Origin of the sequence: Collinsella sp. OM04-5, assembly GCF_003439125.1 — a bacterium.
In the GTDB taxonomy this organism is placed as follows: Bacteria; Actinomycetota; Coriobacteriia; order Coriobacteriales; family Coriobacteriaceae; genus Collinsella.
Map to the genome: position 1 here is coordinate 21,247 of NZ_QSUU01000012.1, position 20,612 is coordinate 41,858.

Sequence of the window (20,612 nt, forward strand, 5' to 3'; positions counted from 1 at the left end):
CCCGGCTCGCCCGCTTTCAATCATTTAAATCGCCGTATCTACTCTGCAGACGAAGATCCACCATCAACGATTGCTTGCTCGGACTCATGAATCCCATCGGCACCCGTGCTCTGTTCTTGCTCCACCTCTTCGCTGATTGCGGAGGCGGGGGTCGAGCCCTTCGCGCCCACGATATAGGCGGCTCCAAACCCCAACGCAATGGCAATCAAGGTCAAAATCACGTAGACAGGCCAATGGCGCTTAATATACGAAAACACGTTGACTCCTTAGAGCTCCGTCTACGAACGGCGGATAACCTCGGTCACGACCTCGGATACCGTGGCAATGTTCGTCGGGTTGACATTGTGGGGCAGGTCGTCCTCGGTACGAGCACAAGCCAGGCGCGTGCCGTCCACGCCGGCGATGGTGAGGGCTCGGCGGCTCGCCTCGAGCGCGGCGTAGGCATCGGTCTTGGCATAGGGCATCTCGAGCGCGCCACAATCGACATGGAACGACTTGCACACCTTGCTGACCAGGTTCATGATGCGGCGATCGCCCTTGAGCAGCTGCCGTTCGCCCTCAACCGTCACCACCGAAAGCCTACCGGCGCCGACGGATTCAAGATTGATGAAGAATACGCCGCGGAGCTTATCGCGATGCGAAGCCAAGAAGGCCTTCATGCCGGCGCCATCACAATCCGAGGCGCCCGTTGCCACAAACCAGATATCGTGACCGAGCAGCTCATCGTCACCCATAGAGGCGACAGCCGAAAGCATATCTTCGGAAGAAGCGCCGTCGGAAGACGTAGCGCCGCCCTTCCAGCCATCGTTATCGTCCTCGAAATTATCCCACGAACCGATGCCGCGACCGGACTTCTTGGCATCGTAATCGTCTTCGACGCCCAGCCAATCACTCATGCTGTCCTGTTCGTTTTTCTTTTTACGACCGAACAGGCCGCCCAGGCCGCGCTTGCGAGACTTGGGTGCCGCCGGGGCGGGAGCCGAAATGGTCTCGATCGGCTGAGCGCCCGACGCAACGGGCATAGGAGGCGCAACGGGTGCCGATGTGGGTTCGGGACCCTGAGCGGTAGCAAAGGGGTCGTTGACCTGTGCGGAGGGGTCGGGAAGGTCGAACAGCGACGTGCGAGACGCAACGTTTGCCTGCTTCATCGACGGCAGCGACGGATCGGGGACCGAAGCCAGCGGAGACGAGGAGGGTGCAGGCGACGGTGCCGACGTCGGATCGGGAACATTCATCTGCGGACGCGGTGATGCCTGGGAGGAAATCTGGGCCATAAGGGAATCGACCGTTTCGTCCTGGGTGGAAGCAACATCGGCAACCGTGGCACCGGAACCACTCGGGGTCGGCATGGTGAAAATCTGCGTGGAGTAAGGCCTCGACTCATCTGTCTCGGGAACCTCGGAAACCGCAGGCACTTCCTCCTGCTCGACCTCGGTCGAATCATCTTGCTCGGCTGTTGCGTATTGCTCTTCGTCAGAGTTGGCCTCGACGGGCTCGTCCTCGGCGGCATCTTGGATTGCGGCAGCATCAATAGGCTCGTCATCGTCTGCCGCATCGCCCCGCTCATCGGAAACAGGAAGGGACTCGGCAATCGCGGTGCCTTGCTTTTCAAACGTTATCGTGGAATCGAACTGCGCGGCATCAAACGACATGGTGCTATCGACGTGCTGCTGAGCCTCGAAAGACGTCGTCGCCTCAACAACATCCGCGGACGCCGGTTGCTGGGACTCAAAGGACGTCGTAGCTTCGGCAGCGTCGACAGGCACGGACTGCATAGCCTCGTTCTGCTCGAACTCTTGCGCCGCGCGCTCACGTGCCGCCTCGGCTGCCTGCTGCTGAGCGATAGCCTCCTGCTCGGCAGCCTCGCGTGCGGCAGCGCGCTTCTCCTCGAAATCGTCGACAAATTTCCTGCCCTTTGCAAGCGCACCCTTAAAGAAGTTGGAAGCGCCGGCGCCAATCGAAGAGAACGCGGATGCAATATCGGCATGGGGCGTTGCCGCGGGAATCTCGGCCGAGAAATCAGTATCGCTCTCGTAAGACGCACGCCTCGGCTGTTCAACGTAATCGTCGTCAGACTCGTCCGCAACGTCTTGCGCCGGCGCGGCGGGAGCCAAAATGTCCAGTCCTGCCGCGGGATCGATCGCGGACACTGCCTCGGGCTCGGCAACGGCAGCGGTAACCGCGGCAGACTCATCATCCACGGTGGCAACGGGCGCAGGCGCCGTCACGACGGGAGCAGGCTCGGCCTCAAACGTCGGCTCCTCGCCCTCCTCGTAATCGAGCGTGCAGGACTCGGGAAGCATTCCGAGCGCACGGATGGCATCCGAACCAAAGCGGATGTTGCCGGCGGCATTGCGATAGAGCTTGGGCTCGGGCTCGGCCGCGACAGGCTCCTCCGCCGGCTCGGCAGCGGGAACCTCGTCATTGAACTCTTCGGCCTGGACAGCCTGATTCTGATCCTCGGGCACAATGGCGCCAATCAGCGTCTCGTCGGCAGACGCACCCTCAAAGCCCGCGATCTGCTCGTCGAAAGCCTCACCCTGTTCGGGCTCGGCCGGAGCGTCGGGAGCAATCGGCTGACCGAACTCGTCCTCGGCGTAGGTAGGCTCTTCATACTCGATGGTGTTGCCGTAGTCGTTTTGCTGCTGGGCCGCGGCATACTCCGCCGCTGCGCGCGCCATTTCCTCGGCACGACGCTTCTGCTCCCCAAAATAGGTATCGAACGGAACATCGTCGGGAAACTCGTTTTCGCCCTGGAAGGGAGCAACGTTGTCCATAACGCCGAGCATAGCGGCGACAGAAGACTTGTTGCACACTGCGCCGGACGTATAGGGAAGAATGTGGCGGTTAGAGATGATGTTTGCCGCGTTGACAAGTGCAGCGAGGGAAGCGAGGATCGCGACAATCCACAGCAGAACCTTGAGCGCGCCGGGGAGCGGCAGGATGCGCAGGATGGCAACGGCAGCAGGGGCAACCGTGGCAACGGGCAACAGCTTGGCGATGAGTGCACGATACGAAGCATAGGGCTCGCGGGCGAGCAGCTCAGCACGGGGAGAGTCGTAGTGTGCGACAACGACCACCGGGCGGTTGCGCGGAGATGCGAGCGGGCCCGAGGCCTTGTGGTAGGCGGTGACATTTTGGCTCACGCCCGTCTTGCCCAGGCGCGAAACCACGGGGTGGCCCGTGCGCTCGAGCACGTAGAGCACGGCACCGACAATGGCCAGCAAGGTGCCGACCAAGCCGATACCGCCGCCGATGCCCATCAGCAGGGCGCCGGCAAACGCAAGGATGCCGGTAACGGCAAATGCCAATCTACTGGGCGCCGGGGCATTGAACTCCTGAACCTCGGGATCAAAGCCGTGGTTGCGGAAGATCTGAGCGATATCCTCGGCAGCCAAGCGCTCTTCTTCGCTGCATGCCGGCGTAATGCCGGTGTTCTGCAGCAGGTGGTTAATATAGTTCTGGGTGTTCGCCATGTGCGCTCCACATCCATAATCCGACAAATAGGCCCAATGCTTGCACATTAGAACCGTATATAGTCGAAAGTATACCCCGAGCGAGCGCAAACGACCGAATTCGGGCCATCTTAACGCCCCGAGCGGACAAGGATATAGCCTAATCTCCATATCGGACTAAAATCATGGCAGCAAACCACCTTCTCATGCGAGGACTCTATGACGGCAAGCGACGCGACCGCGACAATTAAAAAGGGAAATTCGGAGCCCAGTTTCGATAAAACGGCTCAGCGCATCCTCAATCTTTTCTTTGTGCTCAACAGCTCCCCCGAACCGCTGACGACCGAGCAGATCGTCTTGGATTCTGACCTGGGATATGGCTCGGGCAATATCGACTCGGATAAGCGCAAGTTTCGGCGCGATCGTGACAAACTGCTCGAACGCGGCATCTTAATCAAGGAGGTTCGCCCCGCCGGCGCGCAGGAGACCGAGGAAAGCTCATGGACAATCGACCGCGAGCACACGTTTGCGGCAGGCGGCCTCATCACCGCAGACGACGCCGATATCCTGCTCAACGCTATCGACCAGACAATAGCGGCCGGCTCATCCACTTTTGCCGCGCCGCTTGCCGATATTCGTTCCAAGATTGCCTACCTCACCGGCAGGACGACGGCGGACGAAGCACCGATCCGCCGCTCTCCCACCGTCGATGCGGTATGGAGCGCCTTTGCCGAGCGATGCGCGCTGCGATTTTTATATCAGAACGGACGCGGTGAGCAGAAAGAGCGTACCGTCTGCGTCTACGGCATGTTCGAGCGCGAGGGCGTTGCGTACTTCTGCGGCCTCGACAATGCCACCGACGACATCAGGACATTCCGCTGCGACCGTATCGTTCGCGCTTGGCGTCCTTCGAAGGCCTACGCCATCCCTGCAGACTTCAATCTCAACGACTACCTGTTCTTTGAATTCGATTTTGCCGACCGCCCGCCCGTTGCGGCTACGTTCTCGTTCGCCCCGCAGACGCAGATCGATATGATCAACGGCCTCACGCGCGGGCGAGGTGAGCTCGCACACACCGATTCGGGATGGACTTGGACCGTTGCCGTGCGCGATCTTGAAGCCGCCGCCTCATTTTGCATGGCCCACGCCATGGACGGCATGAGGCCCATGGCCCCCAAATCGCTCAAGCAGGCGTGGAACCACCTCATTGAAAGGACGGTGCACGAGCATGCCCGTGCGTAAACTCACCAGCGAGCAGAGGCTCTCGCGCGCCATCGACATCATGGAGGCCCTCTACGCCGCCGGCGAGAGCGGCATGACACGAACCGAGATTTGCAGTCGCTTTGACATCACGGGGGCGTCGCTCGACGAGATTCTCGAGATCGTCTCGACGCTCGCGGACCGAGAATCGGGCGCGCGCATCATCTGCGAATGCCACGGCGAGCGTGTGGTCCTCACCGGTGACGCCGGTCGTGTGCTACCGCTGCGCCTGAGTGCCGCCGAGGGCGCCGTGCTCAACCACGAGCTTGAATCGTTGGGGATCGAGCCGCAGACGGCGGCTCGGATTCGATTTGCTCTTCTACCCGAAGAGCTCGGCTATAACCAGCGCGTCTTTGACACCGTCAACCACGGGTCGCACTGGCAGCAGCTGAGCTGCGCCATTCAGGACGGCGTTCGCTGCCGTATCTCGTATCGCTCGATGGACGATGCACGGCCACGCGAGCGTCTGGTCGACCCCTTGCGCATTACGGCAAACGGCGACCAAACATACCTGATTGCCTGGGACATCGCAGTCGATGAGCAGCGCACCTATCGCATGGATAAAATCGAGGGACTCGCCTTAACGGAAGACTCCGTCGTGCCTCACGCACCGGACGTTGCATCCCTCCACGATTCCCTTGCCCGGACGCAGCGCAGCGCAAAGCTCTTGATGCCATTCGATATGGCGGAGCATCTGGACTGGGCCGGCATCACCCTAATCAAGCGCAGCGGGACAGACATGGCAACGGTAACCGTACATTACGGCTCCGAGCGTTGGCTGCTGAGCCAGATAATCGCAGCGGGCGGAGCCATCCGCATCTTGGATGACCCCGCCCTGTCAAAGCGTCTGTGCGATATGGCAAAAACCCTCGTCTGTCCGCTTTAGCGCCGCCGCTCGTGGCGTGCACGCCACAGCTGTAGATAGTGCCCGATCTGCGCCGATTCGATGCGCTGGTAGGAGCTCGTGGGCAGCGACGTTAAGAACTTCTTGCCATAGCCCTTCGTCACCAGGCGAGGATCCGCCAAGATCAGCACGCCGCTATCGGTCGACGAGCGAATCAAACGCCCCGCGGCCTGCTTAACCTCGAGCACCGCCTCGGGCAGCGAATAGCGCGCCCATGCGCGGTCTTCGCGCAGGTTGCGCTCGCACGAGAGCGGGTCCGTGGGGCTCGAGAACGGCAACTTGGGAATGATGACGCAGCGCAGCGTCTCGCCGCTGGCATCAAACCCCTCCCAGAAGGCCTTGAGCGCAAAAAGCGACGAGGTCGGTTCGTTGATAAACCGGTCGCGCAGGCGACGAGGAGATGAGTTGCGCTGCTGGCAGTTGAGCTCCAGACCCGCACGGGCCATCTTGGGCTCAACGCGGGCGTATAGGTCCTCCATGTCGCGCCGATTGGTGAACAACGTGAGCACCGATCCGCCCATGGCAAGATGGGCGTCGACCAGTACGCGCTCGAGCGCCGTAAGATAGCTCTCACGATCGCGCGGATCGGGGATATCGCCCGCAACGACTACAGCCATGTTCGAATCGAAGTCGTAGCTCGAATCCAAGTGCAGCGATGACGACGTTGAAGCACCGATGCGATCAAGGCCGACCGCATGGTTAAAGTGCTCAAAGCTTTTGGACACCGTCATGGTCGCCGAGGCAAAGATAGCCGTGTGAACCTCGGGCAGCCACTCGGTTGCCAAGGCCTCGCCAATGTCGATGCGCTCTGCGGTCATCGACTCTCCGCCGGCACGCAGCCTGCGATTGACCTGCAGCGAATACACGTAGTGCTCATCGGTGCCATCAATGATGAGTTTGAGGTTCTCGGCCAGCTCGTGCAGGCGGCGCGAGATATCACCCAGGTCGACAACAACCTCGGGCTTGTCGGCGGCGACGGCTTGCACCAGCGCGTCGACGCTCTTGTCAGCTTGTTCCAATGCGTCGATGCCAGTGTAGGCCGACTGTAAGAAATCATGCCAGTCGTCTGATTCGCGCAGCTCGGGGCCAATCCATAGATTGGCATTGTCATAACCCCCACGCGCACGGCGGCCGAGCTCGCGAACGCCATCGAACACGTCGGCGATTGCCATGCTCGCGCGGGCAACCGTCGACGTCGCCTTGGCAGTAAGGCCCAGATAGAGCGTAGAGCCCTCGGAGGTTGCCAAATCACGGGAAACCTGGCTTAGCGCGCCGGTGCTCGAGCCACCCAGGCGCTCGAACAGGACGCGTGATTCGTCCGCCGACACCACGCGCGCCCACTGACGGCGCGCCTCGCGCTCGATGGAATGGGCCTCGTCGATTACCCAATGACGAATCGGCGGCAAAATCCTGCCCTCGGCCGCGACGTTGCGGAACAGCAGGGAATGGTTGGTGACCACCACATCGGCATGCGCCGCACGACGGCGAGCGCCATGGACCAAACATTTATCAGGGAAAAACGGGCAGAGGCGACGAGCACACTCGCGCGAGGCCGTCGTAAAGTCGGGACGGTTGACGCTGCGCCACCGAATGCCGAGCGAGTCGAGGTCGCCATCGGCTGATTGGCAGACGTACGCCATAATGACCGCGACCGCCGTGAGCGTGTCCGCCGGATCGCGCTTGGTGGTAATCTCGACCTGGCCGCGGCTCATGCGCTCAAGCTTGCGCAGGCACGGATAGTGGTCATACCCCTTGAGAGCGCAAAATGACAGACCACCGTCCAGTTGCTCCGCAAGTTTTGGCAGCTCATGGTACATAAGCTGGTCGGCAAGATTGTTCGATTTGGTCGCAATACCAACCGTGATGTTGTTACGGCGTGCTGCCTCGGCAAAAGGCACCAGATAGGCCATCGATTTGCCGACGCCGGTGCCTGCCTCAATTACTCGATGAGTGCCCGTGACCAGCGCATCGCGGACCTCGAGCGCCATCGCGATCTGCTCATCACGCGGCTCGTAGGTGGGATACATGCGATTGACCAGGCCACCTGGCGCATAGTCTGCCTCGATCTCCTCACGACTCGGCATCTTGAGAACCGGCAGTTCATCGGCGTCCACCCGATCGTCGGCGCGATCGGCCTTGAGAACGTCAGCACGAGCGGCGCTGAGAGAGAAGATGGAACCAGGGTTCTGCCCTGCCAAGAATGAGAAGATAGGACGATAGGACCAAGGCACGTCCAGATGCATGTCGGCTAGGCGCGCCATGAAGCCCTGGGGCAAGTCGGTGAGCGCCACGAGCAACACGCGCCATACGCCACACAGGGCGTCGACGTCGGCATTGGCACGGTGTGATACCGAGTCGCAGCCAAACAGATCGGCCATAAAAGACAGCTTGTGCGAGGCCAGGCGCGGAAGCGCGATGCGCGACAGCGCCAGCGAATCGATCCAAATATCGCTCACGTTGACGCCGCCTTTGACCGACTCGATAAACGAGCGGTCGAACGTGGCGTTGTGTGCGATCACCGGGCAGCCACCGACAAAATCGGCGAGAGCGGCGACGGCCTCAACCGCCGACGGGGCATCTGCAACATCGGCATTTGTAATGCTCGTGAGCTCGGTAATCTCGGCGGGAATCAGCTGCCTGGGATGCACGAAGGTATCGAAGCGGTCGATGACCTCGCGGCCCGAAAGACGGGCCGCCGAGATCTCGATCAGCTCGTTGTCCTGCACCGAAAGACCCGTGGTCTCGGTATCGAGGATAATCACATCTTCCTCGATAAGGCCGAAGGACTGCGTTTTGGCGCGGTCGGCAAGCGTGGCATAGGAGTCGATGACAAACTGCGGCGTTCCTGACGAAACCGCGTCCTCGATTAGCATGCAATGCCCGCTCGACGAAGGCCCATACGGATCAGGCTGTCACAGACCTGCGGGAACGTCATGTCGTCGGTGTGGCGGATCTCATCCGGATACAGCGACGTATCGGTCATGCCGGGAATGGTATTGGTCTCGAGGATAACGGGGCCGTCCTCGCTCACAATAAAGTCGCTGCGCGAGATACCCAGGCAACCGAGGGCCTTGTGAGCGGCACAGGCAAGTTCCTGAGCGCGGGCGTAATTCTCGGGTGAAATCTGCGCCGGAATGCGATGGATATCCGTAGGGTCGACATACTTCACGTCCAGATCGTAGAACTCGCAGTCCTCGGGCTTACGAATCTCGACAATCGGCAGGGCGCGCACGTCATCTTCGCCGTATACGCCGACGGTGACCTCGGTACCCTCGATGCACTTCTCGACCAGCACTTTGTCGCCGTACTCAAACGCCTTGGCGATTGCCGCGGGCAGCTCGGAGGGCTCATGGACCAGGGAAATGCCATAGCTGGAACCGTTGACGGCCGGCTTCACAAAGCAGCGCTCGCCACAAACCTCGACGATATGATCGATATCGACTTCGTCGCCCACCTCGAGCGCAAGGCCGGGGGCAATGGGAATGCCCGCCTTGGCGTATAGGAGCTTAGAGACCTCCTTGTCGGCACCGCAGGCGCTGGCAAGTACGCCCGAGGCCGTGTAGGGGATACCCAGGGTCTCCATGGCACCCTGCATGGCGCCATCCTCACCGCCGGCGCCGTGCATGGCGATAAATGCCACATCGAATCCGCCGGTCGCCATGGTTACCATAAAGTCATCAGCGGCCGTGTCAAGCAGCTCCACCGAGGTGTAGCCGGCTTCCTTCAGTGCCACCACAACGTTCTTTCCCGAATCGAGCGAGATCTCGCGCTCGGCGGAATGACCGCCCGCCAAGATCGCTACGTGCATGTTCTCTAGGCTTTTACCCGGCATGGGCAGACTCCTCCTCTATAATTTCTGCAGCTGATACCATATTGTAGCGATACCCTCTACGTTTCCCCAAAATCGAAAGGCTTCCATGAATCCCAAGACTAAATCTCAGGACATTCGCGACTTGAGCCAAAACGATATTCGCGAGCTCGTGGCCGAACTTGGCCAGCCCGCCTTCCGCGCGAAGCAGCTCATCGAATGGGTCTTTGAGAAGAACGTTTGTTCGTTTGACGATATGACCAACCTTCCCAAGGCTTTCCGTGAGCAGCTTAAAGAGGCTTTTGCCTTTGATACGCCGACTGAACTCACCAAGCAGGTTTCCAAAGATGGCTCGCGCAAGTATCTGCTCGAGTACCACGATGGCATTTCCGTCGAGACTGTCGGCATGCCCCGTCGTAACAAGCTTTCCGTCTGCGTTTCCACCCAGGCAGGCTGCGGCATGGGCTGCGCCTTTTGCGCCACCGGTCTCAACGGCCTCAAGCGCTCTCTGACCGCTCAAGAGATCGTCGACCAGGTGCTTCATGTATCCAACGACTTTGGCGAGCGTGCCACAAGTGTTGTCTTCATGGGCCAGGGCGAGCCGTTTGCCAACTACGACGAGGTTCTCAAGGCACTGCGTATCCTCAACGACCCCGATGGCATCGGTATCGGCGCTCGTCACCTCACCGTCTCTACCAGCGGCGTTATTCCCGGTATTCGCAAATTTGCCGATATCCCCGAGCAGTTCACTCTTGCCGTTTCCCTGCATTCCGCCATCCAGTCGACGCGCAATAAGCTCATGCCCGGTGTTAAGAAGTACACGCTGCTTCGCCTTCACGAAGCGCTTCAGTTCTACACCGAGAAGACTGGCCGCCGCCCGACCTATGAGTATGCCATGATCGAAGGCGTCAACGACACGAATCCCGAGATGCAGGCACTCTGCGACTTCTGCGAGGGAACGCTGTGCCACGTTAACCTGATTCAACTTAACGACATCGAGGGCAGCCCGCTCAAGCCGTCGCCGATTCATAAGGTTGAGGATCTTCAGCGTCGTCTTGAGTCCCGTGGCATCGAGACCACGATTCGTAACTCCCGTGGTAACGATATTGACGCCGCTTGCGGACAGCTGAAACAGCGCTTCAAAGTTCAGAAGAACGCATAGGGGAGTCGCACTCCAAAACGTTTCATGTGAAACATCGAACGGCCCCGGTTGCAGGATATGCAACCGGGGCCGTTTCATTTATTGACCTCAATTTTGAATCAGTTGCTTCCTGTCCCATTTTTTACGGCCAAAATAAGGGGCCCTTGTCTCATGAATCAGACAAGGACCCCTCAAAATTTACTGAGTAATTGTTAGGTACCTAATAGCCCACATTTTCCCATTGGTTGCTAACCCAACCTTGATTAATCTTGGGATTCTTCGTTACCTGAGCAGTTCGCATGGCAACATCTTCTGTCATAACATCCATTTTCTTCTTGGACGTATCGACGATATCTTGCGCACCACGAAGCAAACGACCTCGGAGCTCATCGTCTGTCGCGATTTTATAGCCAGCAAAGGCACCAGCCGCGACAGTCGTCGCCAATGCAATCGCAGTTAAAATCTTATTCCTCATCTTGGTCTCCTTGATCAAACTGAATCATTTCACCAAGAATACGAGAGAGTTCTTCCTCGTCTTTAAACTCAATCTCAATCTTATTCTTTCCACGTGAGCTCTTCACACGTACGTTGGTATTAAATACCTGACGAAGTACACGGGCAGCCTTTTTAAAAGACTGAGGCGTTGCAGGCCTCGACGTTTTAGGCGTCTCTCCGGCAGAAAACAACGGAGCAAGATTTTCTGTCGCTCTTACGGAAAGACCCTCTGCAACAACCTTCTCAGCAAGTCGAATTCGAGCGTCCTCATAGGGAACAGCAAGAATCGCACGTGCATGACCAGCAGTAAGTTTACCCTCAAAAATCATCTGCTGAACAACTTCGGGGAGATCGAGAAGGCGCAGTGAGTTTGTAATTGCAGAGCGTGACTTGCTTACAGCCTTCGACAATGCCTCTTGGGTCATACCACTGGCATCAATGAGCTGGCGATACCCCTTGGCTTCTTCAACGGGATTCAGATCAGAACGCTGAAGGTTTTCGATAAGTGCAAGGGCCAGCATCTCTTCATCATTAACATCTTTAATGATGACAGGCAGTTCCTCAAGACCAGCAAGCTTTGACGCTTGGTAACGACGTTCACCAGCAATGATCTCATAGCCGTTTCCGTGCTTGCGAACCAAAAGCGGCTGCAAAACACCATGCTCTTGGATTGACTCACTCAACTCGCGAAGTTCAGTTTCGTTAAAGTGAATTCGCGGCTGATTAGGGTTGGGAACGATATCCTCAATAGGGAGTTTTGTTTCAGATGCGGCATTTGAAGCAGATGCAGCCGAACCACCGGTCTCATATTCGGCCTCTGAGACCAAAGCATTGAGACCACGTCCTAATCCGCCACGTTTCTTTGCACTAGGCACGCTTGATCACCTCTTTTGCAAGGTTCATATACGCTTTTGCACCCTTATTTTGAGGTGCATAGGTAATTACCGGTTCTCCAAAAGACGGAGCTTCGGAGATTTTAACTGTACGGGGAATCAACGTCTTAAACGCCTTATCACCAAAGTACGATTGAACCTCCTCAACAACCTGATTCGACAGAGAAGTACGCGAGTCATACATGGTCATAAGCACGCCATAGGTGTCTAAGCCCTTGTTCAGACGTGATTTGACCATCTTCATTGACTCAAGCAGCTTCGTAACACCCTCAAGTGCATAATACTCGCACTGGATCGGAATCAAAACACTGTCTGCTGCAGTCAGGGCGTTGATTGTAAGCAAGCCGAGCGAAGGAGGACAGTCAATGAAAATAAAATCGAACTCGTCCTGAATTGGCTCAAGCAAATCTTTGAGGCGGGTTTCACGAGCAATTGCGCTTACGAGCTCAATTTCCGCGCCTGCAAGCTGAATGGTAGCCGGAATTACGAATACCTTTTTGCAATTTGTATCAAGAACAAGTGATTCTGCCGGCACATCATTCAACAATGCATCATAGATGCAGCGATCAAGGTCTTCTTTTTCAATTCCGAATCCACTGGTGCTGTTTCCCTGCGGATCAAAATCGACAATCAGTGTCTTACGACCCTGCTCACCCAGTGCTGCTGCAAGGTTTACAGCCGTCGTCGACTTACCGACACCGCCTTTTTGATTGATGATTGCAATGATACGCGTGTCTTTTGCGCTCTTAGAACGCTTAACGTCGCGAAATCCCACGGTCCCTCCTGGTGTGTATTAATGCTGTCAAACGGAGGATGTTTCACGCGAAACATTCCGATTCGATATCAACCGCCATGTTTCACGTGAAACACTGCAAGTTGTTAGTATCCATTATGTTTCACGTGAAACATCTAGGCAAGCGGATTCTTCTTTGCCATGCCATTTGCACGAGGCAATGAGACAGATGCTGGATGGCTCTTCTTAAGAACAATGAACTCCCTGTGGCCCAAGCCCTCAGGCAAATCGATTGCGTCATTCAGAAGCAAAGTAAAGCCGCAAATCTTAGCTACTGACATGCCGGAAGCAAGCTCCTCATCCGAAGGATTGCCCTTGGTGATAACAAATAGCCCTCCATCTTTGAGGAACGGAGCCGCATACTCAACAAGAATCGGTAGAGGGGCCAGTGCGCGGGCGGTTACGACAGAGAACTGCTTCTTATGGTTTCGAGCATATTCTTCAAGACGATCATGGACCGCATGAGCATGTTTCAATCCAAGAGCATGGACAAAGGAATCGACAGCATCAACCTTCTTGCCAACAGAGTCAATATAAGTAGCTTTACGATGCGTGGCTATGGTTAACGGAATACCAGGGAAGCCCGCACCTGTACCCATATCGAGCAAAGCTCCCTCAGGAGCCTTATTGATATAGGGGAGTAAAACAAGTGAGTCGAGGATATGAAGTACTGCAGCATCTTCTACGTTGAGAATACGGGTGAGATTGGTTGTCTTATTTGTTTCCAAAACCAAATCCAAATGCTTGATACATTTCCTCAGCTCAACATCAGTTACGCTCGAGGAATACTCTTTGCAATAGGAAGTTAGGCGACTCAACATCTCGTCAGCTTGCTGCTCAGTAAGTACTAACAACGAAAGCTCCTTTCTGACAAAAATCAGTGTATCGAGAACTTTTGACAAAAAAAGGGGACGTGGAAACCACGTCCCCTTAGCATAAGCTCGAGTAGATTATCGAGCAACAATCACCACATGGCGATCGGGGTCAGAACCCTCAGAATGAGTATCGACGGCATCATTGCCACGAAGTGCAATGTGAACCAGTCGGCGCTCGTAGGCATTCATGGGCGGAAGCGAAACACTCTTATGAGTGCGGATGGCACGCTCGGCAGCAGACTGAGCCATGGAGGCAACCTTGTCCTGTCGGCGGCTCTTGTATCCCTCGACGTCCACTACAACCGGATACCTAAAGCCAAGCTTGCGGCTCACCAGCAAAGAGAACATAACCTGAAGGGCATCAAGGGTACGACCATGACGGCCAATGAGAACAGCAAGATCAGGAGCGGTAACATCCAAAATCAGCTCGCCCTCGTCACCCTCGTACTCATCAATAGGAGAGTTGGCGGCATCGAAGTGCGAAAGGATGGAACGCAGAATGGAAATCGCAACATCGGCGATGGTGTCGAGCTCCTCATCGGTCAGCTCTTCACCGGCCTTGTAGCGCTGTGCAATCTCGGGATAATCGCCCACAATCTGCGGGGCAACCTCCTCAAGCATATCCTCGATGATCTCTTCAGACATAACGTACTCCAAAAGTTAGGTACCTAAATAAGATTGATATCCCGACTACTTCTTCTTGTGCGGGCGCGGCTTCTTCTCGCGACGGGTAACCTCGACCTGCAGCGGAGCGTTCTTGAGGCGCTCCTCCTCATCGGCCTTAGCCTTGTCGATAACCTTCTGTGTCACGAAGATCTGCTGGATAACCTGCCAGGCAGAAGACACATCGTAGTACAGCAGAACACCAACGGGAAGGCTCCAGCCCATCCAAAGCATCATGACCGTCATGACAACGGCCATCATACGCATGCTCTGGGCCTGCTGGCCGGTCTGGTTGCGCGACATATAGAGCTGCGGAATCAGGGTCAGGACGGCAAACAGGATCAGGCAGACCAGCGCAGGCAGTGCAACCATAAAGCCATCGGCAAAGGAAGCGCTCGGCGTGGTGGTCAGGTCGGGCAGGATGTTGAAGAACGAGAACGTGCCCTCGTTAAAGTACTGCGGCAGGTTACGAAGCAGCGTAAACAGGGCAAACAGGATAGGCATCTGAATCAGAAGCGGCAGACAACCAGCCATGGGGTTGAACTTGTTCTCGCTGTAGAACTTCTGCATCTCCTCGGCCTGACGCTGGGGATCGTCGGCATAGCGCTCCTGGATCTCGAGCATCTTGGGCTGCAGCACCTGCATGCGAGCCGTCGACTTGGTCGACTTGAGCATAAGCGGCGTCAGCAGCAGACGGATGATGACCACCAGGATGATGATGGACAGGCCCCAGTCGACCGCAAAGGTCTGGATGAGCTTGAGCAGCTCGAAAAGGATGTTAACGATCCAATCCCACATGTAAGTTTTCCTCCGATAGCGAGTGCCCGCTAGGGCACAGGGTCATAACCGCCGACGTGCAGGGGATTGCAGCGAGCGATGCGCCTCACGGCAAGCCAGCAGCCTCTCAAAACACCGTACTTCTCAATCGCCTGGATGGCGTATTGCGAGCACGTTGGGTAATAAATGCAGGCGTCAGGCAATAAGGGCGAAATAACCTGTTGATATATGCGAATAGGAGCGATGGCAACACGTCGCAAAACGTGGTTGCTCATCACTCCTCCCCGGCAACGCCGGCGCGTTTCATAAGCGAACGCAATGCATTGTCCATCTCCTGCGGCGAGGAAACCCTCGTCTTGGGAGTTGCGAACAAGATGATGTCATAACCCGCAACGGGAAATCCACAGCTGCGGGCGGCCTCGCGCATCACACGCTTAGAACGGTTGCGCACGACAGCACAACCGAGCCGTTTAGCACCAACGAAGGCGACCCTTCCGGAGTCGCCTTCGCCAACCGATTCACATATGGTCATTCGAATCAGAGGGTGATTGAAACGACGCCCCTGACTGAACACATGCTCGAAATCTTGCCGAGACTTAATAGTCTTCATGCGAGATGTGTGTATCGCTGCTAGACAGTGAGACGCTTGCGGCCCTTGGCGCGACGACGGGCGAGCACGGCACGACCACCCTTGGAGGCCATACGGGCACGGAAGCCATGGGTCTTGGCACGCTTACGCTTATTAGGCTGATACGTACGCTTCATCTTAAGTTCCTCCTGCTGCATTTCGAGTGTCCGCGGGGGCGCGGACGCAGATATAGACACGTGAGCTTGAAGATTGTAGGGAAATCAATGTTCAAATGTCAAGAAATCAAAGGTAAAAGGTTGCGCAGTTCACACGGTTCCCCCATAAGCCGAGCTCGATTTAGCGGTGCATGGCAACTTTTCACGATATTTCATCGAGTTTTCAACAGGTCATGTTGGCAATGTTGAGAACTTTTCGTCCGTTTTCCAAAGTTTTCAACAGGTTTTGAAAAGTTGTCGAAAGATGAGAAACATTGCACGGTGAGCTACTATTTGTTCGAAACCTTTTGAAAGATTGCGAGCGGCATGTCTGACGACTTTTACACCATGGTCGATTCCGGAGACCCGGCACCCGACAACGAGCACATCACCGGCGTGCGCGAAGAGCGTAAGGAAGGCGAGCAGACGACCACGCAGGCGCCAAAAGCCATGTACGCCGCGCGCATCGCCGTCTATGACGACATGCTGTCGACACCGCGTGTGATCGTCATTGATCCGCAAGATGTCCGCACGTATTTGGAAGAGACGACCAACACCGTCTACCAGTGTATGAAAGAGCAAGGTGGCCACATCTCGCTCATGGTCATCCGCGAGATTGTCGAAAACTTTATCCACGCACACTTTGCCGAGCCCATCATCTCGATTCTGGACGGCGGAGACACCATCCGCTTTGCTGATCAAGGACCCGGCATCGACGACAAGGAGCGCGCTTTCGACTTTGGCGTTACCAGCGCAAACAGCAAGATGAAGCGCTATATCCGTGGAACCGGAGCAGGGTTTCCCATGGTGCAGGAGTATTTGGAAAACGCCGGCGGGGCCGTGTCCATCGAGGACAACATGGGCAACGGCACCGTGGTTACGGTAAGCCTGGACCCTAAACGCGTGCAGGAAATCGAACGCGCCGGCGGGCGCGGTGCTGCCGTGCGGCCCGAGACGGAGCAGCCCGCATATCCCCTGCCGGGAGCTTTTGCGCAGCAGCCCATGGCAACGCAACAGATGCAGCCCCGCGTGGGACAGATGCAGCAGCCCGGAATGCTTCCTACACAAGAGCCCCAGGCGGCGTCGATGTCGATGCCGCCAAACGTGCCAGAGGCCATGCCGCTGGCGGATCAGGATACAGCAGCAATGCAGCAGGCGACGGGGGCACCGGGTGGCCAGCAAATGGGCTATCAGCCGTACCAACAGGGATATCCATATCAGCAGATGCCGCCACTGGGGTATGGCCAGCAGTTCCCGCAGCAGTACCAGCAGGGATATCAGCAGCCGTACCAGCAGATGACGCAGCAGCAGTACAACCCCTGGGCCCAGCAGATGCCTCCGCAGCCTTACCACCAGTGGCCTCAAAGTTTTCAACAGCAAATGCCGCCGATGCAGAGTTCTCAACAACCAGCAGCTCAAATGATGTATCCTAATGCAGCAAATCAGTATGCGCAGCCACAACCGGACGTGTTCGTAAGCGATCGCGGCAACGCCGCGCTGGGCTATCTGGCGCAAAATCAAGCGTGCGGTGCCACCGATCTGGCGAGGGCGTTTGGAAACTCGGCCCCCACTTGGTCACGCACGCTCAATGACTTGGCGCAGGCCGGCTTGGTCATCAAGCATGGCCAGAAATACCATCTGACCGAACTCGGCGCCGCTCGCGTGCGAGCTCAGAGCTAAAGAACGGGAGAGACAGTGGACGAGGAAGCAAGCATCATCCTGGGGGATGCCATCGCCTTTTGCCAGCGCGACGGCCGAGATGCACGCCTCATCAACATGCTGGGGCAATCGCGCGCCATAAGCCTGACCGAAGATACGCTCACGATCGAGGCCCCCTCGCGCTTTGCCATCGCGCAGCTCAAAAAGCATCAGCCGACCATTGAGGCCTATCTGGAAGAAATCGCCTTTGCACCGATCGCGCTCGACATCGTGGCACCGCAAGGCGCCGCGACGGAATCCGCTGCCGCGACGGCGCCTGCCACGGCTCCCGCAGCTTCCCCGGCGGTGCCGGCCTCCGCAGGCGACGTGCCGACAATCGAGCACCAGCACAGCGATGTTTCCCGTGAAACCATGGCACCGTTGCCGACCGCGGCGGCGACGTCAACGAACGCACCCGTCACGCACATGCCCATCGCTCACGACGCAACGACGGGCGCGGATTCGGGCATTGCAATCAAGAACACGCTCTCGGCCGATGATTTTCGCCGCATGATGAACCAGATGAAGGGCGGAGCGCCAACTAAATCCACGCAAGCTGCGACCCCCGCTTCACCCATGCCAGCACCGACCGCGCCGGCCGAACAGAATACGGATGGAGCCCCGCTCGCCGCGAACTCAAAATTTACCTTTGAGAACTTTGTCTACGGCCCCGAGAACAGCCATGCCTATCGCTCGGCACTCAAGTTTGCCGCCCTCGCGGACGAGCGGGGCACGTGCACATCACTGTTCATCTACGGCAAATCGGGCCTGGGCAAGACGCACCTGCTGCTTGCCATCAAAAACGAGCTCGCCGAAAAGTTGCCCGAGATCAAGGTCAAGTATGCCAACTCCCAGGCATATCTGGACGACCTGATGACCGAGTTCGACCGCCAAAAGAAGAGCAACGCCCCCATCATGCAGGCGTACCACGGCGTGGACGTGCTCATCATCGACGACATCCAAAACATCATCGGCAAGCGCGCGAGCGTGGACTACTTTTTCCAGCTCATGGACGAGTTCATCCGCAACAACAAGAAGGTCGTCATCGCGGCAGACCGCGCCCCCAAGGACCTGAGCATGGACGAGCGTCTAACCAGCCGCTTCAACGCCGGCATGCTCTGCCTGGTCGCAGAGCCCAGCTACGAAATGAAATACAAGATCTTGCAGCGCTATTACGAGAACACCATCGTCGCCGCTCCCGAGGCAGGCGACGACTCGCTGCTGGCGGCCTATGGGGGCGACGGCGGGCACCTAACCGACGAGCACTTTAAACACATGGCCGAGGTCTCGGGCACCAACATCCGCGAACTCGAGAGCTTTTGCGAGCGCTGCGCCGGCGAGGCGGGCGACCGCGAGCGCGAGGGCGGGGAGCTCACCTTTGACGATATCGACGCCATCGCCAGCCAGTACTTTGACACATCGGCCAAAAAGATCAACGTCCAGACGGTTCAGTCCGTCATCGAAGAGCAGTACGGCGTGACGCACGAGGAGCTCATCGGCCCGCGTCGCAACGCCAATATCGCCAAAGCACGCCATATCGCTATCTACCTGGCCATCGAGATGTGCGAGATGACGACCACGGCGGTGGGCGCCGAATTTGGCAACCGCAACCACTCGACCGTCAGCACGAGTTACAAAAAGGTCCAGAAGATGATCCAGGAAGACCGCACCGTCACCGAAGACCTCAAGTCGCTGCGCGATAAAATTACACTGCGCTCGTAGGGAAATAGAGACACCTGTTGAAAACTTGTCGAAACCACGGGCATAAGGTGTCTAAAACCCAACCCGCGGTGATGAAAAGTTTTGCGCAGGTTTTGAACGTGGAAAACCACCCCTGTTGCACACAGGTTGCTGTCGATTCTCTTTCTTGGTCTGACCTGCGTCTTTGGGAGTAATCAACAGTTTCGTCAGTGCTATTACTATTATTAAGATATTTATATCTATAGAAAGGTATTAAAAGATGAAGTTCACCGTCAGCCAGAGCTCGCTTACACAAGCCATCGGCGTCGTTATGAAGGGTGTCGCTTCGGCATCCACCCTTCCCATCCTGTCGGGCGTGCTCGTTAAGGCCCAAGACGGCATCTTGGAATTCCAGACCTCTAACTACACTATCTCGATCCGTCATCGCATCGCGGCGCATGTCGAAGAAGAGGGCGAGATGGTTATCCCCTGTAAGGTGCTCTCCAATATCACCAAGACCCTCCCCGATGCCCCGGTCACCTTTGAGCTGTCCGAGCGCCAGGTGCTGATTGGTTGCGAGAAGAGCTCTTTTAGGCTGAACACGCTCGATGCCAATGACTTCCCCGAGTTTCCGGCCTATGCCATCGAGAGTGCCGTGGAGCTGCCGACCGATGTCTTGTCCGAAATGGTCGGCCGCGTGTGGCGCGTCACCTCGACCGACAAGGCTCGCCCCATCCTGGGCGGCGTGCACATGAAGGTCGAGAACAACACCGTACGCCTGGTGGCGACCGATTCCTTCCGCTTGGCCGTGTGCGATACGCAGGTCGAGACCTCGACCCTCGAGGGCTCCTTTGAGCTCAACGTTCCGGCTGACGCCTTTAACGACGCGCTGAACATCATGGCCAGCCAAGCGACCATCATGATCGGCGCTACCGACACCCAGGTCGTCTTCGAGGCCGGCAACACCACCTACGTGTCGCGTCGCATCGAGGGCGTGTACCCCAACTACAAGCAGCTCATCCCCGATTCGTGCGTGACGAGCGTCAAGATCGACGTCGCCGCCTTTAACGCCGCCCTCAAGCGCGTGGCCGTCATCGCGAGCGCCAACCCCGCCGTCAAGTTCGAGATCGATGTCGAGAACGGGCAGATGGGCCTGTCCTCCATTTCCAATGACCAGGACCTTGCGCAGGAGACGATCGATGTCGAGGCCGAGGGCGAGTCGGGTACCATCGCCTTCAACTACCACTACATCTTCGGCTGCCTCAATGCCCTGTCCAAGGAGAAGGAGATCACGCTGGAGCTCAAGAGCTACTCGCAGGCGGGCATCTTTAAGTCCTACGACAAGATCAACTACCTGTACCTGGTCATGCCGGTCCGCATCTAGCGC

At 57.2% G+C, this 20,612-nt stretch carries 19 protein-coding genes; 6 read left to right on the top strand and 13 right to left on the bottom strand.

Annotated elements, in window-relative coordinates; translation table 11 throughout:
* Window positions 1-38: 38 nt before the first annotated feature.
* Window positions 39-257, bottom strand: a complete 219-nt coding sequence (locus DXB53_RS07785) for a hypothetical protein (RefSeq protein WP_117584015.1) — start codon at window positions 255-257, stop codon at window positions 39-41.
* Window positions 258-278: 21 nt separating this feature from the next.
* On the bottom strand, window positions 279-3,476 hold the full coding sequence (locus DXB53_RS07790; RefSeq protein WP_117584016.1) for a hypothetical protein: 3,198 nt from the start codon (window positions 3,474-3,476) through the stop codon (window positions 279-281).
* Window positions 3,477-3,674: 198 nt separating this feature from the next.
* On the opposite strand from DXB53_RS07790, the gene DXB53_RS07795 reads away from it, so the two are divergent.
* Both DXB53_RS07795 and DXB53_RS07800 read left to right on the top strand, forming a co-directional pair.
* Window positions 3,675-4,697, top strand: a complete 1,023-nt coding sequence (locus DXB53_RS07795; RefSeq protein ID WP_117584017.1) for a YafY family protein — start codon at window positions 3,675-3,677, stop codon at window positions 4,695-4,697.
* Window positions 4,684-5,601: a YafY family protein gene (locus DXB53_RS07800; protein WP_117584018.1), complete on the top strand. Its 918-nt coding sequence runs from the start codon at window positions 4,684-4,686 to the stop codon at window positions 5,599-5,601. The genes DXB53_RS07795 and DXB53_RS07800 overlap by 14 nt, the downstream gene beginning before the upstream one ends.
* Here the strand turns inward: DXB53_RS07800 and DXB53_RS07805 are convergent.
* On the bottom strand, window positions 5,598-8,492 hold the full coding sequence (locus DXB53_RS07805) for a helicase C-terminal domain-containing protein (protein ID WP_117584019.1): 2,895 nt from the start codon (window positions 8,490-8,492) through the stop codon (window positions 5,598-5,600). The genes DXB53_RS07800 and DXB53_RS07805 overlap by 4 nt on opposite strands.
* Complete coding sequence (locus DXB53_RS07810; protein WP_117584020.1) at window positions 8,486-9,451, bottom strand: D-alanine--D-alanine ligase; 966 nt, start codon at window positions 9,449-9,451, stop codon at window positions 8,486-8,488. Before DXB53_RS07810 ends, DXB53_RS07805 begins: the two co-directional genes overlap by 7 nt.
* Before the next feature lie 85 nt (window positions 9,452-9,536).
* Here DXB53_RS07810 and rlmN point away from each other — a divergent pair, with 85 nt between their 5' ends.
* Entirely contained in the window at window positions 9,537-10,589 is a 1,053-nt protein-coding gene (rlmN, locus tag DXB53_RS07815) for a 23S rRNA (adenine(2503)-C(2))-methyltransferase RlmN (protein WP_117584021.1), read from the top strand.
* 199 nt (window positions 10,590-10,788) lie between these two features.
* Here the strand turns inward: rlmN and DXB53_RS07820 are convergent, their stop codons facing one another.
* From DXB53_RS07820 to rpmH, 9 genes are all read right to left on the bottom strand, one after another.
* A complete protein-coding gene (locus tag DXB53_RS07820; RefSeq protein WP_022093798.1) occupies window positions 10,789-11,043 on the bottom strand; it encodes a hypothetical protein in 255 nt (84 codons plus the stop codon).
* Entirely contained in the window at window positions 11,033-11,938 is a 906-nt protein-coding gene (locus DXB53_RS07825) for a ParB/RepB/Spo0J family partition protein (protein ID WP_199409702.1), read from the bottom strand. Before DXB53_RS07825 ends, DXB53_RS07820 begins: the two co-directional genes overlap by 11 nt.
* The gene (locus DXB53_RS07830) at window positions 11,931-12,731 is read right to left on the bottom strand and encodes a ParA family protein (RefSeq protein ID WP_117584022.1); all 801 of its coding nucleotides are present in this window, start codon (window positions 12,729-12,731) and stop codon (window positions 11,931-11,933) included. The genes DXB53_RS07825 and DXB53_RS07830 overlap by 8 nt, the downstream gene beginning before the upstream one ends.
* Window positions 12,732-12,865: 134 nt before the next feature.
* The gene (rsmG, locus tag DXB53_RS07835) at window positions 12,866-13,603 is read right to left on the bottom strand and encodes a 16S rRNA (guanine(527)-N(7))-methyltransferase RsmG (RefSeq protein WP_233503845.1); all 738 of its coding nucleotides are present in this window, start codon (window positions 13,601-13,603) and stop codon (window positions 12,866-12,868) included.
* Between the two features lie 96 nt (window positions 13,604-13,699).
* Entirely contained in the window at window positions 13,700-14,269 is a 570-nt protein-coding gene (locus DXB53_RS07840) for a R3H domain-containing nucleic acid-binding protein (RefSeq protein ID WP_117584024.1), read from the bottom strand.
* Between the two features lie 45 nt (window positions 14,270-14,314).
* Window positions 14,315-15,085, bottom strand: a complete 771-nt coding sequence (locus DXB53_RS07845; RefSeq protein WP_117584025.1) for a YidC/Oxa1 family membrane protein insertase — start codon at window positions 15,083-15,085, stop codon at window positions 14,315-14,317.
* Between the two features lie 29 nt (window positions 15,086-15,114).
* Entirely contained in the window at window positions 15,115-15,339 is a 225-nt protein-coding gene (gene yidD, locus DXB53_RS07850) for a membrane protein insertion efficiency factor YidD (RefSeq protein ID WP_117584026.1), read from the bottom strand.
* Window positions 15,339-15,674 carry a ribonuclease P protein component gene (rnpA, locus tag DXB53_RS07855; RefSeq protein WP_117584027.1) on the bottom strand — a complete coding sequence of 112 codons (336 nt, stop codon included), beginning with the start codon at window positions 15,672-15,674 and terminating at the stop codon, window positions 15,339-15,341. The genes yidD and rnpA overlap by 1 nt, the downstream gene beginning before the upstream one ends.
* 20 nt (window positions 15,675-15,694) lie before the next feature.
* Window positions 15,695-15,829: a 50S ribosomal protein L34 gene (gene rpmH, locus DXB53_RS07860; RefSeq protein ID WP_117584028.1), complete on the bottom strand. Its 135-nt coding sequence runs from the start codon at window positions 15,827-15,829 to the stop codon at window positions 15,695-15,697.
* A 345-nt stretch (window positions 15,830-16,174) separates the two neighbouring features.
* Between rpmH and DXB53_RS07865 the strand changes: the two genes are divergently transcribed.
* From DXB53_RS07865 to dnaN, 3 genes are all read left to right on the top strand, one after another.
* A complete protein-coding gene (locus DXB53_RS07865; RefSeq protein WP_089572572.1) occupies window positions 16,175-17,527 on the top strand; it encodes an ATP-binding protein in 1,353 nt (450 codons plus the stop codon).
* Window positions 17,528-17,542: 15 nt separating this feature from the next.
* Entirely contained in the window at window positions 17,543-19,267 is a 1,725-nt protein-coding gene (locus tag DXB53_RS07870; protein WP_117584029.1) for a DnaA ATPase domain-containing protein, read from the top strand.
* Window positions 19,268-19,505: 238 nt separating this feature from the next.
* Entirely contained in the window at window positions 19,506-20,609 is a 1,104-nt protein-coding gene (gene dnaN / locus DXB53_RS07875; RefSeq protein WP_117584030.1) for a DNA polymerase III subunit beta, read from the top strand.
* The last annotated feature ends 3 nt before the right edge of the window (window positions 20,610-20,612 follow it).

Coding starts and splice junctions, on each gene's coding strand:
- yidD (WP_117584026.1), bottom strand. CDS start 15,339: ATGAGCAACCACGTTTTGCGACGTGTTGCCATCGCTCCTATTCGCATA.
- DXB53_RS07800 (WP_117584018.1), top strand. CDS start 4,684: ATGCCCGTGCGTAAACTCACCAGCGAGCAGAGGCTCTCGCGCGCCATC.
- DXB53_RS07795 (WP_117584017.1), top strand. CDS start 3,675: ATGACGGCAAGCGACGCGACCGCGACAATTAAAAAGGGAAATTCGGAG.
- DXB53_RS07820 (WP_022093798.1), bottom strand. CDS start 11,043: ATGAGGAATAAGATTTTAACTGCGATTGCATTGGCGACGACTGTCGCG.
- dnaN (WP_117584030.1), top strand. CDS start 19,506: ATGAAGTTCACCGTCAGCCAGAGCTCGCTTACACAAGCCATCGGCGTC.
- DXB53_RS07845 (WP_117584025.1), bottom strand. CDS start 15,085: ATGTGGGATTGGATCGTTAACATCCTTTTCGAGCTGCTCAAGCTCATC.
- DXB53_RS07840 (WP_117584024.1), bottom strand. CDS start 14,269: ATGTCTGAAGAGATCATCGAGGATATGCTTGAGGAGGTTGCCCCGCAG.
- DXB53_RS07865 (WP_089572572.1), top strand. CDS start 16,175: ATGTCTGACGACTTTTACACCATGGTCGATTCCGGAGACCCGGCACCC.
- DXB53_RS07810 (WP_117584020.1), bottom strand. CDS start 9,451: ATGCCGGGTAAAAGCCTAGAGAACATGCACGTAGCGATCTTGGCGGGC.
- rnpA (WP_117584027.1), bottom strand. CDS start 15,674: ATGAAGACTATTAAGTCTCGGCAAGATTTCGAGCATGTGTTCAGTCAG.
- rlmN (WP_117584021.1), top strand. CDS start 9,537: ATGAATCCCAAGACTAAATCTCAGGACATTCGCGACTTGAGCCAAAAC.
- rpmH (WP_117584028.1), bottom strand. CDS start 15,829: ATGAAGCGTACGTATCAGCCTAATAAGCGTAAGCGTGCCAAGACCCAT.
- DXB53_RS07805 (WP_117584019.1), bottom strand. CDS start 8,492: ATGCTAATCGAGGACGCGGTTTCGTCAGGAACGCCGCAGTTTGTCATC.
- DXB53_RS07790 (WP_117584016.1), bottom strand. CDS start 3,476: ATGGCGAACACCCAGAACTATATTAACCACCTGCTGCAGAACACCGGC.